The sequence below is a fragment of the Mesorhizobium sp. CAU 1732 genome, assembly GCF_039888675.1.
Taxonomy (GTDB): domain Bacteria; phylum Pseudomonadota; class Alphaproteobacteria; order Rhizobiales; family Rhizobiaceae; genus Aerobium.
The window spans coordinates 1,523,149-1,538,724 of record NZ_JBDQQR010000001.1 but is presented as its reverse complement, the minus strand read 5'-3'; the positions used below and the strand labels follow the sequence as shown (position 1 = coordinate 1,538,724).

At 62.5% G+C, this 15,576-nt stretch carries 12 protein-coding genes and 1 tRNA gene; 3 read left to right on the top strand and 10 right to left on the bottom strand.

All coding sequences use genetic code 11. The features are described from left to right. Positions 1 to 10: 10 nt before the first annotated feature. From glgB to AAFN55_RS07500, 5 genes are all read right to left on the bottom strand, one after another. A complete protein-coding gene (glgB, locus tag AAFN55_RS07520) occupies positions 11 to 2,215 on the bottom strand; it encodes a 1,4-alpha-glucan branching protein GlgB (RefSeq protein ID WP_347798233.1) in 2,205 nt (734 codons plus the stop codon). 237 nt (positions 2,216 to 2,452) lie between these two features. After that, on the bottom strand, positions 2,453 to 4,918 hold the full coding sequence (locus AAFN55_RS07515) for a glycogen/starch/alpha-glucan phosphorylase (protein WP_347798232.1): 2,466 nt from the start codon (positions 4,916 to 4,918) through the stop codon (positions 2,453 to 2,455). Between the two features lie 127 nt (positions 4,919 to 5,045). After that, on the bottom strand, positions 5,046 to 5,828 hold the full coding sequence (locus AAFN55_RS07510; protein ID WP_347798231.1) for an ATP-binding cassette domain-containing protein: 783 nt from the start codon (positions 5,826 to 5,828) through the stop codon (positions 5,046 to 5,048). Further along, a complete protein-coding gene (locus AAFN55_RS07505) occupies positions 5,825 to 6,907 on the bottom strand; it encodes an ABC transporter permease (RefSeq protein WP_347798230.1) in 1,083 nt (360 codons plus the stop codon). Before AAFN55_RS07505 ends, AAFN55_RS07510 begins: the two co-directional genes overlap by 4 nt. Before the next feature lie 442 nt (positions 6,908 to 7,349). Beyond that, the gene (locus AAFN55_RS07500) at positions 7,350 to 8,330 is read right to left on the bottom strand and encodes a sugar ABC transporter substrate-binding protein (protein WP_347800216.1); all 981 of its coding nucleotides are present in this window, start codon (positions 8,328 to 8,330) and stop codon (positions 7,350 to 7,352) included. A 337-nt stretch (positions 8,331 to 8,667) separates the two neighbouring features. Between AAFN55_RS07500 and AAFN55_RS07495 the strand changes: the two genes are divergently transcribed. Together AAFN55_RS07495 and AAFN55_RS07490 are read left to right on the top strand one after the other, a co-directional pair. After that, positions 8,668 to 9,816, top strand: a complete 1,149-nt coding sequence (locus AAFN55_RS07495; protein WP_347800215.1) for an ROK family transcriptional regulator — start codon at positions 8,668 to 8,670, stop codon at positions 9,814 to 9,816. Positions 9,817 to 9,850: 34 nt separating this feature from the next. Then, a complete protein-coding gene (locus AAFN55_RS07490; protein ID WP_347798229.1) occupies positions 9,851 to 10,774 on the top strand; it encodes a carbohydrate kinase in 924 nt (307 codons plus the stop codon). Between the two features lie 13 nt (positions 10,775 to 10,787). Here AAFN55_RS07490 and cysQ read toward each other — a convergent pair whose 3' ends face one another. The 3 genes from cysQ to cysD are packed head-to-tail and all read right to left on the bottom strand — an operon-like array spanning position 10,788 to position 14,429. Then, entirely contained in the window at positions 10,788 to 11,600 is an 813-nt protein-coding gene (gene cysQ / locus AAFN55_RS07485; protein ID WP_347798228.1) for a 3'(2'),5'-bisphosphate nucleotidase CysQ, read from the bottom strand. An 11-nt stretch (positions 11,601 to 11,611) separates the two neighbouring features. Further along, positions 11,612 to 13,522, bottom strand: coding sequence for a sulfate adenylyltransferase subunit CysN (cysN, locus tag AAFN55_RS07480; protein ID WP_347798227.1), 1,911 nt, complete (start codon positions 13,520 to 13,522; stop codon positions 11,612 to 11,614). Position 13,523: 1 nt separating this feature from the next. Then, complete coding sequence (gene cysD, locus AAFN55_RS07475) at positions 13,524 to 14,429, bottom strand: sulfate adenylyltransferase subunit CysD (protein WP_347798226.1); 906 nt, start codon at positions 14,427 to 14,429, stop codon at positions 13,524 to 13,526. A gap of 259 nt (positions 14,430 to 14,688) precedes the next feature. Between cysD and AAFN55_RS07470 the strand changes: the two genes are divergently transcribed. Further along, positions 14,689 to 14,762, top strand: a tRNA-Gln gene (locus AAFN55_RS07470). Positions 14,763 to 14,801: 39 nt separating this feature from the next. Here AAFN55_RS07470 and AAFN55_RS07465 read toward each other — a convergent pair. Together AAFN55_RS07465 and AAFN55_RS07460 are read right to left on the bottom strand one after the other, a co-directional pair. Next, a complete protein-coding gene (locus AAFN55_RS07465) occupies positions 14,802 to 15,224 on the bottom strand; it encodes a type II toxin-antitoxin system VapC family toxin (protein WP_347798225.1) in 423 nt (140 codons plus the stop codon). Further along, on the bottom strand, positions 15,206 to 15,475 hold the full coding sequence (locus AAFN55_RS07460) for a type II toxin-antitoxin system prevent-host-death family antitoxin (RefSeq protein WP_347798224.1): 270 nt from the start codon (positions 15,473 to 15,475) through the stop codon (positions 15,206 to 15,208). The genes AAFN55_RS07465 and AAFN55_RS07460 overlap by 19 nt, the downstream gene beginning before the upstream one ends. Positions 15,476 to 15,576 lie beyond the last annotated feature (101 nt).

Here is a 15,576-nt window from a genome sequence, read left to right as displayed (position 1 = left end):
CGCATTGTTGTCATGCTTCGTATTCGAGCATGATCGTCGCCAGAGGCGGCAGCGTCATCCGCGCGGCAACGCCTCCTCCCTCCAATTCATGCGCCGTGACGGCACCTCCATTGCCCGCCCCGCCGCCGCCGTAGATCGCCGCATCGGTGTTCATGATTTCACGCCATTTGCCGGCAATCGGCAATGGCACGGAATAGTCGATGCGCGGGACGGGCGTGAAATTCGAGATCACCGCGACGGGCGGCGCGTCGGGTGCCTTTCGCAGCCAGGCAAAGACCGAATTCGCGCTGTCGTCGGCAATCAGCCATTCGAAGCCCTCGCCCTCGCAGTCGCGCGCATGGAGGGCTGGCCTCGCGAGATAGCTTCGGTTGAGATCGCGGATCAGTGTGCGAACACCCTCATGCGCCGGCGCGCCCAGCAAATCCCAGTCCAGCGACCGCTCCTCGCTCCATTCCCGGCGCTGCGCGAACTCCTGTCCCATGAACAGGAGTTTTTTGCCCGGATAGCCCCACATGAAGGCGTAATAGGCCCGCAACGTCGCGAACTTCTGCCAGTCGTCGCCGGACATCTTCGCGAGAAGCGTGCCCTTGCCATGCACCACCTCGTCATGGCTCAGCGGCAGTACGAAATTCTCCGAAAACGCGTAGAGCAGCCCGAACGTGATGTCGTTGTGATGATGCTTCCGGTGCACCGGCTCGCGCGCCATATATTCCAGCGTGTCGTGCATGAAGCCCATGTTCCACTTGAAGCCGAAGCCGAGGCCGCCTTCATGGACGGGATGCGAGACCTTCGGCCACGACGTCGATTCCTCCGCGATCGTCATGATGCCCGGATGCGTGCCATAGACCGCCGCGTTCATCTTGCGCAGGAAGTCGACGGCCTCGAGATTTTCGCGACCGCCCTTCTCGTTCGGTATCCATTCGCCGGCCTTGCGGGAATAGTCGAGGTAGAGCATCGAGGCGACCGCATCCACACGGAGCCCGTCGAGGTGGTACTTCTCGGCCCAGAACAGCGCGTTGTTGACCAGATAAGCCAGAACCTCGCGCCGTCCGAAATTGTAGATCGCCGTATTCCAGTCGGGATGAAACCCCTTGCGCGGGTCGGCATGCTCGTAAAGCGCTGTGCCATCGAACCGCGACAACCCATGCGCGTCGGTGGGAAAGTGGGCGGGCACCCAGTCGAGGATGACGCCGACACCCGCGCGGTGTGCGCCATCGACGAAGCGTGCAAACCCTTCCGGCTCCCCGAAGCGGGCCGAGGGCGCATAGAGCCCCGTCGTCTGGTAGCCCCATGAGGGATCGTAGGGATGCTCGGTGATCGGCAGGAACTCGATGTGGGTGAACCCCATATCGACCACGTAGGGGATCAAGCGGTCCGCCATCTCGTCCCAGGACAGGAAAGAACCGTCGTCACGACGCTGCCAGGAGCCCGCATGGACCTCATAGATCGAAATCGGCTGGCGGCGCGGATCGACCGCTTTCCAGTGGGCGCGATGATCCTCGTCGCCCCAGTCATGGGCGGGAGGGTGGTCCGTGATCGAACCGGTGTCTGGCCGCAGCTCGGCGCGCAGCGCGAAGGGATCGGCCTTGAGCGGCACTTTTCCGCCCGGCCCGATGATCTCGAACTTATAGATCCGCCCCGCGCCTATATCCGGAACGAACAGTTCCCAGATGCCGGTATCGACGCGTTTGCGCATCGCGTGCCGGCGGCCGTCCCATTCGTTGAAATCGCCCACCACCGAGACCCGCGATGCGTTCGGCGCCCAGACCGCGAAGTTCACGCCTGACGCGCCTTCGTGATCGATCAGATGCGCGCCGAGCTTGTCGAAGAGGCGCAGATGCGAGCCTTCGGCGATGAAGTAGTCGTCCATGGGGCCCAGCACCGGCCCGAACGAGTAAGCGTCGGTCACCCACCATTCGCCGCCTGCATTGCGTGCATGATATTTGATAGGCTGGCGTTTCCTGATCGACAGCTTGCCGTCGAAAAACCCTGCCTCGTGGCGGCTGGCCAACTCACCCGCCTTCTTCCCCGCCAGCGTGAATACGGTGACGGCATCAGCGTGCGGGATGAAGCATCGGGCGATGAGCGTCTGGTCGATCTCGTGAACGCCGAGCACGGCGAAGACATCGCCATGGGCGCTCGCAACGACGGCCTCGACCTCGCTCTGCGGGGTCAGAGCCGGTTCTGCCTTCTTGCTCCTCCCCTTTGTTGTCATATGCCCGGCATCTCCTGCCCGGGCGGTTCTTCTTCGCGCCCCCCTCTGTCCTGCCGGACATCTCCCCCACACGGGGGGAGATTGCTCTTCATCAGCCTCTCGACTCGTCCTGCAAGGCTGGAGGCTGGCGAGAGCGAGGATGCAGTCTGATCTCCCCCCTCGTGGGGGAGATGTCCGGCAGGACAGAGGGGGGCAACGTAGAGCGCTGACATCAATCGCGACCAAACATCGTTCGCCTCACGCTGGCACCTTCCAGATTTCGTTCGCATATTGGCGGATCGTCCGGTCCGACGAGAACCAGCCGACACGCGCCGTGTTCCTGATCGTCATGCCGTACCAGCGTGGGCTCTCGCGCCAGATGCCGTCGACGCGCCGTTGGGCATCGGCATAGGAATCGAAGTCGACCGCGACCATGAACCAGTCATGCTCGTAGAGCCCGCCGATCAGATCCTTGTAGAGGTCGGGCTGGTCAGGCGAGAACACGCCTGAGGAAATCGCTTCGAGCGCCTGGCGCAGTTCCTGCGACGCCTCGATGACGGCGCGGGGATTGTGGCCCTCGGCCCGGCGCGCCGCGACCTCGTCGGCCTTCAATCCGAAGATGACGATGTTCTCGTCTCCGACGCATTCGCGGATTTCGACATTGGCGCCGTCAAGCGTTCCGATGGTCAGCGCACCATTGAGCGCGAACTTCATGTTGCCCGTGCCCGACGCTTCGAGGCCTGCCGTCGAAATCTGCTCCGAGAGGTCGGCGGCGGGGATGATAACCTCGGCCATCGAGACATTGTAGTTCGGCAGGAAGACGACCTTCAGCAGGCCACGCACCGAGGGATCGCTGTTGATGACGCGGGCCACGTCGTTGGCGAGCTTTATGATCAGCTTGGCGTTGTGGTAGCTCGGCGCCGCCTTGCCGGCGAAGAATTTGACGCGCGGGAGCCAGTCCTTTTCAGGCCTCGATCGGATCTGGTCGTAGAGCGCGACCGTCTCGATGATGTTGAGAAGCTGGCGCTTGTACTCGTGGATGCGCTTGATCTGCACGTCGAACAGGGCAGACGGGTCGAGCCGGATACCCATGCGGTCCGCCACGAGACCGACGAGCTGTTCCTTGTTGGCGCGCTTGACCGCGGCAAAGCGCTCCTGAAACGCGGTGTCGTCGGCGTAGGCGTCGAGATCGCGCAGCGCGTCGATGTCGTCCATGAACCGGTCGCCGATCGTCTCGCGCAGGAGGCCGACGAGGCCCGGATTGCATTGCAGCAGCCAGCGGCGCGGCGTGATGCCGTTGGTCTTGTTGTTGATCCGGTTCGGATAGAGCTTGTGAAGGTCGGCAAAGACCGTTTCCTTCATCAGGTCGGTGTGAAGCGCCGAAACGCCGTTCACCGAAAACGCCCCGACGAAGGCGAGATTTCCCATCCGCACGCGCCGCTCGCCATCCTCATGGATCAGCGAGATCGACCGCACCTGATCTTCCGTGAAATCGTCCGAACTGCGCGCCTTCAGCAGGATTTCAGCGTTGATCGCGTAGATGATCTGCATGTGGCGCGGCAGCAGTCGCTCGAACAGCGGAACGGGCCAGCTTTCCAGCGCCTCGGGCAGAAGGGTGTGATTTGTATAGGCGAAGGTGTGGCGCGTGATGTGCCATGCCTCGTCGAAATCGTGGCCATGCACGTCCATCAGGAGGCGCATCAGTTCAGCCACCGCGATCGCCGGATGCGTGTCGTTCAGGTGGATGGCCGCCTTCTCGGGCAGTGACGACAGGCTCTCGTTCTGACTCAAATGACGACGAACGATGTCCTGGATTGAGGCCGCGGAGAAGAAATACTCCTGGCGAAGCCGCAGTTCCTGCCCCGCCTGATGGCTGTCGGCCGGGTAGAGAACGCGGGTCAACGCCTCGGCCTTGTTGCTCTCGCGCAGCGCGCCGATGTGGTCGCCGGCGTTGAAGGCGTCGAGCAGGATCGGATCGACCGGCATCGCCGACCAGAGCCTCAGCGTGTTCACGCGCTTGCCGCGCCATCCCACCACCGGCGTGTCGAATGCGACGGCCAGAAAGCGCTCGTTCGGCTTCCAGACGTGCCGCTCAAGCCGCCCGTCCTTCGACGTGATGGACGCGACCTTGCCGCCGAAACCCACCTCGTATGCACCTTCGCGGCGCTCGAATTCCCACGGATTGCCGTGTTCGAGCCAGGTTTCAGGCAGCTCGACCTGCCAGCCATCGTGGATTTCCTGCCGGAACAGGCCATGGACGTAGCGAATGCCGTAGCCGTGGGCGGGAATGTCGACGCTTGCCATGGATTCCATAAAGCAGGCTGCGAGCCTGCCTAGGCCGCCATTGCCGAGTGCCGCATCGGGCTCCAGTGCCGCGATGATGTCGATGTCCACGTCGTGGATCGCCAGCGCCTCGCGCATCGAATCCATCAGTCCGAGATTGGAGAAGGCGTCGCGCATCAGGCGGCCGATGAGAAACTCCATCGACAGATAGTAGACGCGCTTGCCGTTCTGATCATAGGCGCGGCGCGTGGAATCGATCCAGCGGTCGATGACCCTGTCGCGGACGACCTTGATCGAGGCTGTCAGCCAGTCGTGGCGCGTCGCCACCGACGGCTCCTTGCCGACCCGGTACTTCAGGCATTCGATGATCTCGGCTGCCAGCTTGAGAACATCGACCTGCTTTGCCGCAGCCGGCTTCGGTGATGGGGAAGTCTTGGCCAATGTCACAATGCCCCCTTTTTCAGCGCGCTCGGAAAAAGGCCGCGCCTGAGCAGATTTCCAGACTTCCTCCCATAACGATGCTAGCCGAATGGCCAGTGCCACTCAATCCTGCCCGCACGTTTTCCGCTCATGCCGCGAGCGGCTCCGATGGCGGCGCTTTCGCCCCCGTCATGAAGGCGACGGCGTCGGACATCGTGTATTCCTTGGGGTCGATCACGCACAACCGCTTGCCCAGCCGATGGATATGGATGCGATCGGCGACCTCGAAGACGTGCGGCATGTTGTGCGAGATCAACACGATCGGCATGCCGCGCGATTTCACGTCCTGGATGAGGTCGAGAACGCGCCGCGATTCCTTGACGCCGAGGGCTGCGGTCGGCTCGTCCATGATCACCATCCTGGATCCGAAGGTTGCGGCCCGCGCCACCGCCACGCCCTGCCGTTGGCCGCCGGAGAGCGTTTCCACCGCCTGGCTGATGTTCTGGATCGTCATCAAGCCGAGTTCCGTCAGCTTGTCGCGGGCGATCCTTTCCATCGCAGGACGGTCCAGCAGCCTGAACCACGAGCCCATGAAACCCGGCTTGCGTATCTCGCGGCCGAGAAACATGTTGTCGGCGATCGAGAGTGCCGGCGAGAGAGCGAGGTTCTGGTAGACGGTCTCGATGCCGGCCTCGCGCGCCTCCATCGGCGATCGAAAATTGACGACGTCGCCGCCGAGCCGGATTTCGCCCTCGTCGGGGCGCATGGCACCGGAAATCGCCTTGATGAGCGACGATTTGCCGGCGCCATTGTCGCCGATGACGGCCAGTATCTCGCCGGGATAGAGATCGAAATCGGCCTGATTGAGGGCTGTGACGCGGCCATAGCGCTTGACCAGCCCGCGCGCGGTCAAAAGAGGTTGCGTGGTCATGACGAGAGCTTCCTGATCCATTGATCGATCGCGACCGCGATGATGGTGAGCCAGCCGATGGCGAAGACCTGCCAAAGCACGTCGACGCCTGCGAGCCGCAGCCCCGAATTGAAGACACCGACGATCAGAGCGCCGACGAGTGGACCGATGATCGAGCCCCGGCCGCCGAAGAGCGATATGCCGCCGATCACCACGGCGGTGATGGACTGGAGGTTCGCCTCCTGAAAGCTCTGCGGCGAGACCGAGCCGACACGCCCGATCGAAGCCCATGCGGCGATGCCGCAGACGAGTCCGGCGAGCGCATAGACCGACAAAAGCGTGCGGTTGGTCTGGATGCCGGAGAGTTCGGCCGCTTCCTTGTCGTCGCCGATCGCGTAGACATGGCGGCCCCATGCGGTTCGGTTGAGCATGTACCAAAGCACCGCGAAGATCAGCACCATCAGGATCGAGCCGTAGGTGAATTGCGCGCCGCCGACGCGGAAGCTCTGGCCGAAGAATTTCAGCATGGGTGCGATGGTATCGATGTCCTGGCTGCGGATCGACTGTGCGCCCGACAGCCACAGCGTCAGCGCGAAGAAGATGTTCCAGGTGCCGAGCGTGACGATGAAGGGCGGCAGCTTGAAACGCGTCACCAGCACGCCGTTCATGAAGCCCGCCAATGTGCCGCCCGCCATGCCTGCGGCTATCGCCAACGGTGCCGGAACGCCGAGGCTGGTCGCGAGATTTCCCGCCACCACCGACATCAGAACCATGATCGCGCCGACCGACAGGTCGATGCCCGCCGTCAGGATCACGAGGCTCTGTGCTGCGGCCAGGATACCGATGATCGTTACCTGCTGCATGATCAGCGACAGGTTGAACGCACTGAAGAAGTTGCTGCCCGCAATGAACCCGAAGGCGATGATGCTCACCGCGAGCACTATGACCGGCACCATCGTCGGATTGCCGTGCAGGAAGTGCTGGAGACGGTCGATCGCGCTCTTTTCATGCCCCTCGAAGGCTGCGACGGTCTTGTCGCTCTGGTCGAGGGTGTTCTCGAATTCCTGCCCTGCGGGCCTGCCTGCGCTGGGTTCGCTCATTGCGCTTCCTCCCGAAAAGCGACGTCACTGTGATGCCAGTACCGTGCGCCGTCAAAGGCGCGGCGCACGGTCAGGTCGCTTGAAAAGCCAAATCGTTGGCTTTTCATCCGCTGCGCGGACCGCCCTTGCCCTTCGCTATGGCTCCGGACGTTCGTCGCTTGAAAAGCCAAATCATTGGCTTTTCATCCGCTGCGCGGACCGCCCTTGCCCTTCGCTATGGCTCCGGACGTTCGTCGCTTGAAAAGCCAAATCATTGGCTTTTCATCCGCTGCGCGGACCGCTCTTGCCCTTCGCTATGGCTCCGGGCGTTCGTCGCTTGAAAAGCCAAATCATTGGCTTTTCATCCGCTGCGCGGACCGCTCTTGCCCTTCGCTATGGCTCCGGGCGTTCGTCGCTTGAAAAGCCAAATCGTTGGCTTTTCATCCGCTGCGCGGACCGCTCCTCACCCCCAGCACTTTTCCAGGCCTTCGGCGGAGTCGATCGATTCCACACCCTCGACCGGCTTGTCGGTGATGAGCGTCACGCCGGTATCGAAGAAGTCGAGCCCCTCGGTCGGCTTCGGAAGGTCGCCGGTCTTGGCGAAGTTTGCGATCGCCTCGATGCCGAGGGCTGCCATCATCAGCGGATATTGCTGCGACGTCGCGCCGATGATGCCTTCCTTGACGTTCTGGACGCCCGGACAGCCGCCATCGACCGAGACGATCAGCACGCCTTCCGTCTTGCCAAACGACCGCAAGGTCTCGTAGGCACCGGCTGCCGCGGGCTCGTTGATCGTATGCACGACATTGATGTCCGGATCCTTCTGGAGAAGGTTTTCCATCGCGGTGCGTCCCCCTTCTTCATTGCCGTTGGTGACGTCGTGGCCGACGATGCGCGGATCATCCTCGTCGCCAATGAGGTTTTCGTCCTTGATGTCGATCCCGAAGCCTTTCAGGAACCCCTGATTTCGCAGCACGTCGACCGAGGGCGCGCTGGGCGTCAGGTTGAGAAGCGCAATCTTCGCATTCGCCGCCTCGTCGCCGAGGGTCGCTGCCGCCCACTGGCCGATCAATTCGCCAGCCTTGAAATTGTCGGTCGCGAATGTCGCGTCGGCCGCGTCGATCGGCTCCAGCGGCGTATCGAGCGCGATCACCAGCAGGCCCGCGTCCCGCGCCTGCTTCACGACGGGCACGATCGCCTTGGTGTCGGAAGCGGTAATCAGGATGCCCTTGGCGCCCGACGCGATGCAGGTCTCGATCGCCTGGACCTGGGTTTCGTGGTCGCCGTCGATCCGGCCCGCATAGGTGGAGAGGTTCACGCCGAGCTCGGCAGCCTTGGCCGTCGCGCCCTCCTTCATCTTGACGAAGAAGGGATTGATGTCGGTCTTGGTGATGAGGCAAGCCCCGACGTCCTGCGCTGAAGCTGGCGATGCCAGCGCCAGCATGGCGGCCGCGGCAGCGCCGAATACGGTCGAAGTCAAAAATTTCGAGTTGGTCACGGTCATTCCTCCCGGTTGGAACGTGCGGGCGCAGAGCACCCGGCTTTCGAGCATCAAGGCACAGTTCCTCCGCCTCGATGTCGACCCTGAACGTGGCACCAAACCGCACCTCGGTCAATAAGTAAATCACTATGATTTATTATTGACTTCAGACTTTGCCGGACCCATTGTGCGGCGGCACAGAATGCGCCATCAGGGAGAAAGGGTGGTGCCGGGCGTGAAGAAATCTGACCTCGCAGAACGGGTCGACGATCCCTTTCACAGGGGAACGAACCAGAGCGGTATGCGCGATTCCAACGAGCGGCTCGTGCTCTCGCTGGTTCGTTCGCATGGCAGTCTGTCGAAAACCGAAATCGCGCGCATGATCGGCCTGTCGACGCAGACCGTGTCCGTCATCATGCGCGAGCTCGAAGCCGACGGCCTGCTCGTGAAGGGCGAGCCGCAACGCGGCCGCATCGGCCAGCCATCCATTCCCATGTCGCTCAATCCAGACGGCGCGTATTTTCTCGGCCTCAAGATCGGCCGTCGCAGCGCGGAGCTCGTCCTGCTCGATTTTCTCGGCGTGCAGCGCGCGATGCTGCACCATGCCTATGCCTATCCGATGCTCGCCGAGACGATCGGTTTCGTCGTCGACGGCATCGCGCAATTGCGCGCGTCGCTGAGCGCGGGCGCGGATGCCCGCATAGCTGGTCTGGGCATCGCCATGCCGTTCGAACTGTGGAACTGGGCGGATGCGAGTGGCTCACCCGCAGGCGCGATGGACGAATGGCGCCATGCCGACATCCGTCGCGAAATCGCCTCGCGATGCACCTTCCCCGTCTATCTCCAGAACGATGCCACATCGGCCTGCGGCGCCGAACTCGTCTTCGGCAAGACACGCGCCCTGCGCGACTTTCTCTATTTCTACGTCGGCGCGTTCGTTGGCGGGGGCGTCGTGCTCAATCGTAGTCTCTACAGCGGCGCGAGCGGCAATGCGGGCGCCCTCGGTTCGATGCCGGTGCCTGGTCCCAACGGGACGACGCGACAATTGATCGATGTCGCCTCGATCGCAGTCCTTGAAACGGCGCTTGTCGCGAGCGGCATGGATTCCGCCCCTCTCTGGACCGAGCCGGAAACATGGTGGGATATCGGTGCACCCCTCGATCACTGGATCGACGATGCCGCGTCGGGTCTCGCCCACGCAACGCTTGCCGCAAGCGCCGTCGTGGATTTCGAGGCGGCCATCATCGATGGCTGGATGCCGCTCGATGTCAGGCGGCGGCTGGTAGATGCGACGCGGGACAGGATCGCGACGCTCGATTCGGAAGGACTGACCGTGCCGTCCATTCTGGAAGGTACGGTCGGACTTCACGCACGCGCACTGGGCGGCGCGAGCCTTCCCTTGTCCGACCGGTTCCTGATAGGACCCGCCTCGGCCGCCAAAACGATCTGAAAACCAGTTGCCCAGCCATGACGGGGGAGAACACATGATACTGTGCTGTGGCGAAGCGCTCATCGACATGCTGCCGCGAACCGCCAACACCGGCGAGACCGCATTCGCGCCCTATGTCGGCGGTGCTGTGTTCAACACGGCGATCGCGCTCGGTCGCCTGGGAGCGCCTGCGGCATTCTTCTCCGGCATCTCAGACGATCTTTTCGGAACCCAGTTGAAGGACGCGCTGGAAGCCAGCAAGGTCGATCTGCGGCACGTGCGCTTTTCAGAGCGCCCGACGACGCTTGCCTTCGTTCACCTCACGAACGGCCACGCGACCTACACGTTCTACGACGAAAACACCGCCGGCCGGATGCTGACCGAAGCCGACCTGCCGATTCTCGACGATAACGTGCAGGCACTTCACTTCAGTTGCATCAGCCTGATCCCCGAACCGTGCGGCGCGACCTACGAAGCGCTGATGCGGCGTGAGCATGTCGGGCGGGTCATGATGCTCGATCCCAATATCCGGCCGGGCTTCATTCGCGACAAGCCAAGCCACATCGAACGCATGCGCCGGATGATCGCGATGGCCGATATCGTAAAGCTGTCGGACGAAGACCTTGCCTGGTTCGGCGAAAGCGGAACGCATGACGAGATCGCCGCCCGCTGGCTCGGTCTCGGACCCAAGGTCGTGGTGCTGACGCATGGCGCAAAAGGCGCCGTCGGCTATACGAAGAACACGCGGATCGACGTTCCTGCCCGCTCCGTCTCCGTTGCAGACACGGTCGGCGCAGGCGACACGTTCAACGCGGGCATTCTGGCGTCCCTGCACGATGGCGGGCTTCTCGACAAATCGAAGATCGCTTCGCTCGGCGAGCAGGACCTGCATGCAGCGCTCGACTTCGCGATCGGTGCGGCCGCCGTGACCGTGTCTCGGCCGGGCGCCAATCCGCCCTGGCGTCACGAGCTGGGCTGACCGCCCACCCCCATCAAGCCTTCGCAATCCGCCCTTCAGCAACGAAATGCGGATTGGCGAAGTCGGCGTCACCGGCAACCCGGCCCTTGCCGTAGTAGAAGGGTTGTCCATCGACCATGGTCATCGTGCCGCCTGCCGCACGAAGGACCGCGTCGCCTGCAGCGGTGTCCCACTGCATCGTCCGCCCGAAACGCGGATAGAGATCCGCCGATCCCGCGGCGAGCATGCAGAATTTCAACGACGATCCCACGGAGACCAGATCCGCCGAACCGTAGCGGGCGATGAAGGCATCGGTCTCCGCGGTCCTGTGCGAGCGGCTTGCGACGATGGTGATCGGATCGCCGCTGTCGCGAACGACGATCTGCTTGCGCTCGGTCGCGTCGTGCCCGGCGTCGGTCACTACCATTTCGGCGTGCCCGGGCCTCCCCGCATACAGCGTATTCAGCGCCGGCGCGTAGACTACGCCCAGCACCGGAACCCCATCGCGCACCAGCGCGATGTTGACCGTGAAGTCCGTGCGGCGGTTGACGAATTCGCGCGTGCCGTCGAGCGGGTCGACCAGGAAGAACAGATCTCCGGTCGAGGTGGGGCACTTGCCTGCCTCGGCTTCCTCCTCGGCGATAATCGGCACGCTCGGAAACGCGCTTCGAAGACCCTCCAGGATGATCACCTCCGCATCGCGATCGGCGACGGTCACGGGCGAGTCGTCCGACTTCGTCTCGGTCGGACAGCCGGCCGCGAACACATCCATGATGCGCCGGCCGGCAGCCAGCGCCAGCGGCTCGATGGTCGCAAGGATCGTCTTGTCGTCAGGCAGTTCGGTCACATCACCCTCGATCAGCAGTAGCCGCGCTCACGCAGCCATGTCTCGAGCGCATCTGCCATCTCCGTCGGCTCACGGCCGCTCGTCTTCATGTGTATATCGGGATTCTGCGGGGTTTCGTAGGGCGAATCCACACCGGTGAAGTTCTTCAGTTCGCCCTTGAGCGCCCGCGCGTAGAGGCCCTTTGGGTCGCGGCGCGCGCATTCCTCGAATGGCGTATCCACGAAGACCTCGACGAACTCGCCATCGGCAAAGAGTTCGCGCGCCATCTGTCGCTCCGCACGGAACGGCGAGATGAAGGAGACCAGAACGATCAGGCCGGCATCGACCATCAGCCGCGCCACCTCTGCCACACGCCGGATGTTCTCGACGCGATCCTCCTCGGTGAAGCCGAGATCGCGGTTGAGGCCATGCCGGACGTTGTCGCCATCGAGGATATAGGTGTGTCGCCCGGCTGCGTGCAGCTTCTTCTCGATGAGGTTTGCCAGCGTCGATTTCCCCGATCCTGACAGGCCGGTGAACCAGAGTGCGGCTGGGCGCTGGTGCTTGAGTTCCGCGCGAGCGCCCTTGTTCACGTCCAGCGCCTGCCAGTGGATGTTGGCCGCGCGCCGAAGCGGGTGGAGAATCATGCCCGCGCCGACCGTGGCATTGCTCACCCGGTCTATGAGGACGAACGCGCCCGTGGTCCTGTTCTCCGCAAACGTATCGAACGCGATCGGCGACTGGACGGAGAGGTTGCAGACACCGACTTCGTTCAGTTCCAACGATTTTGCCGCCTCGTGCGCGAAGTTGTTGACGTTGATGCGGTGCTTCAACTCGGTCACGGTTGCGCTGACCTGATCCGTCTCGGTGCGCAATATGTACGCTCGCCCCGGCATGAGCGCATGGTCATCGAACCAGACGATGTTGGCGGCGAACTGATCGGCAACGTGTGGACGCGCGGTCGGCTCAACCAGCATATTACCGCGCGAGACTTCGACCTCGTCATCGAGAACGATCGTGACGGCCTGCCCTTCGCGAGCGGAGTCCAGATTGCCATTCGCAGAGACGATGCGCCGAACCGTGGAGGACTTGCCCGACTTCGCCACGACGACGGCGTCGCCCTGCGCGATCGAACCCGACGCGACGGTACCGGCAAAGCCACGAAAATCGAGATTGGGCCGGTTCACATACTGAACAGGAAACCGGAACGGCTTGTCGACGAGGTCCACATCGACCTGCACCGTCTCCAGGTGCTCGATCATGGTCGGGCCGGTGTACCAGGCCGTCTTCTCGGAGCGTGTCGTGATGTTCTCGCCATAACGCGCCGAAACGGGGACAGGCACGATCGTCTGGAACCCGAGTTCGGCTGCGAATGCGCGATAGTTTTCGACGATCGCTTCGAAAGCGGCCTGATCATGGCCGATGAGATCGATCTTGTTGACGGCAAGCAGGATGTGCCGGATGCCCAAAAGCGATGCGATGATCGAGTGCCGGCGCGTCTGCGGCAGCACGCCTTTGCGTGCATCGACGAGCACGATCGCGAGGTCGGCGGTCGATGCACCTGTCGCCATGTTGCGCGTGTACTGTTCGTGCCCCGGCGTGTCGGCCACGATGAACTTGCGCTTCGGCGTCGCGAAGAAGCGGTAGGCGACGTCGATGGTGATGCCCTGTTCCCGCTCGGCTTCCAGCCCATCGACCAGGAGTGCGAAATCCATGCCATCGCCGGCCGTGCCGTGCTTGCGCGAATCGCGCTCCAGCGTAGCGAGCTGGTCCTCGAACAGCAGCTTGGTGTCGTAGAGCAGCCGTCCGATCAGCGTCGATTTGCCGTCGTCCACCGATCCGCACGTCAGGAAACGAAGCATGGACTTCTGCTCCTGCTCGGCGAGATAGCTGCGGATCCCTGCGCGCGCGGTCTTGGCTGCTGCGGCCCTGTCATGAAGCATGTCAGAAATACCCTTCACGCTTCTTCTTTTCCATCGAGCCAGCCTCGTCCTTGTCGATGAGACGGCCCTGGCGCTCGGACGTGCGTGCGGTGAGCATCTCGGCGACGACCGCCTCCAGGCTGTCTGCGGAGGAGTCGATCGCGCCCGTCAGAGGGTAACAACCGAGCGTGCGGAAGCGCACGAGGCGGTCCTGAACCTGCTCGTCGTCGTGCAGCTTCATGCGCTCGTCATCGACCATGATGAGCATCCCGTCGCGCTCGACGACCGGTCGCTTGGCAGCGAAATAGAGCGGCACGATCGGGATATCCTCTTGCAGGATGTACTGCCAGATATCGAGCTCGGTCCAGTTCGATAGCGGAAACACGCGGATCGATTCGCGCGGCTTCACGCGCGTGTTGTAGATCTTCCACATCTCCGGGCGCTGGTTCTTGGGATCCCAGCCGTGCTTGTCGTCGCGAAACGAGAAGATGCGCTCCTTTGCACGGGACTTCTCCTCGTCGCGCCGCGCGCCGCCGAAGGCCGCGTCGAAACCATGCTTGTCGAGCGCCTGTCGCAGGCCGACCGTCTTCATGATGTTGGTGTGGACGTTCGATCCGCTGTCGAACGGGTTCACCCCCTGCTCCACGCCATCCTGATTGACGTGCACGAGCAGGTCGAAGCCGAGCTTCGCGGCCATCTCGTCGCGGAAGGCGATCATCTCGCGGAACTTCCACGTCGTATCGACGTGCAAGAAGGGAAACGGGGGCTTGGCGGGATAGAACGCCTTCATCGCCAGATGCAGCAGGACGGACGAATCCTTGCCGACGGAATAGAGCATCACCGGCTTCGAGAAGGTCGCAGCGACTTCCCGGAAAATATGAATCGCCTCAGCCTCGAGTCGATCGAGGTGAGTGAGGGTCGCCAGCATCGGTATAACCTTCGCGCATTCTTGGAGACAGATGAGCTGGAAAGCTGCAATTGCCCGTATTGGACTGCACATTTCTCACACTCTGATGCAACAGGCGAGGTGTATGTGCCCAAATCTGGCTGGCGACGGAGTTACTATTTGCCGATTGGCGGCAGATGGCGGGAAATCCGTGTTGATAGGGCTACAGTTTGGCGCCGATCCGCTCAACTTCCGGCTTTACGACGTCTCCCGCACGCGATAATGACGGCGCCACCGATGTTGGGGCGTAGCCAAGTGGTAAGGCAGCGGTTTTTGGTACCGCCATCCCTGGTTCGAACCCAGGCGCCCCAGCCAGTATCCGCTCATGCATTTCATGCGCGGTAAAGCCGCTTCTTACCAATCGCCATCCCGCGCGTCCCTGACGTCGGTCTGCGAGAAGTCGTTACCCTTGAACAGCAATGGCATCCCGCGCGTGCGCGAAAGCGCATAGGAAAAGACATCGCCGAAATTCAGCGCTGCCGGATGGCCGTTGCCCTTGCCATACATGACGAACGCCTCATAGGCGGCCGTTGTCTCGGCTTCGCCGGGAGGGACGATTTCGAAACGAGGCGATTCCAGAAAAGCGTTCAACTTGAGCACACCGTTGTGGCCGTGCCTTCCGTAGACCACCATACGCGCTTCGACGACCGAGACCGAACTGACATAGATGCGCTCAGCGGCTTCGATGATCGTCAGGAACTCTCGGCACTCGGGCTCGTCGAACTGAATTGCCAGAAGCGCCGACGTGTCCGCAACGATCACTTGGGCAGGCCCCACTCATCCCATTCCATCGGATCGTAAGCGTCCGGTCGGTCCGGAATTCGATGCATATCCTCAACGATCGCCCGCAGACGCCGCATTTCCTTCTCGCGCGCTTCGGGATCGATCTTTCGTGCGACGACGCTGTCGGCGCTGACGAGCCTTGCAACCGGTTTCCCACGATTGGCGATGATCACCTCGCCGCCTTCGGATGCGGTGCGCACCAGTTCGGACAGACGGTTCTTGGCTTCGAGTATGTTGACCTGCATGGCAGTTGCTCCTGCATCTGGCTAACTTAGCTAGCATATATGGCCAGATAAACCAATATCCAGACCCTCGGCGCATATCGGCCCGTCTTCCGATCTGCCGG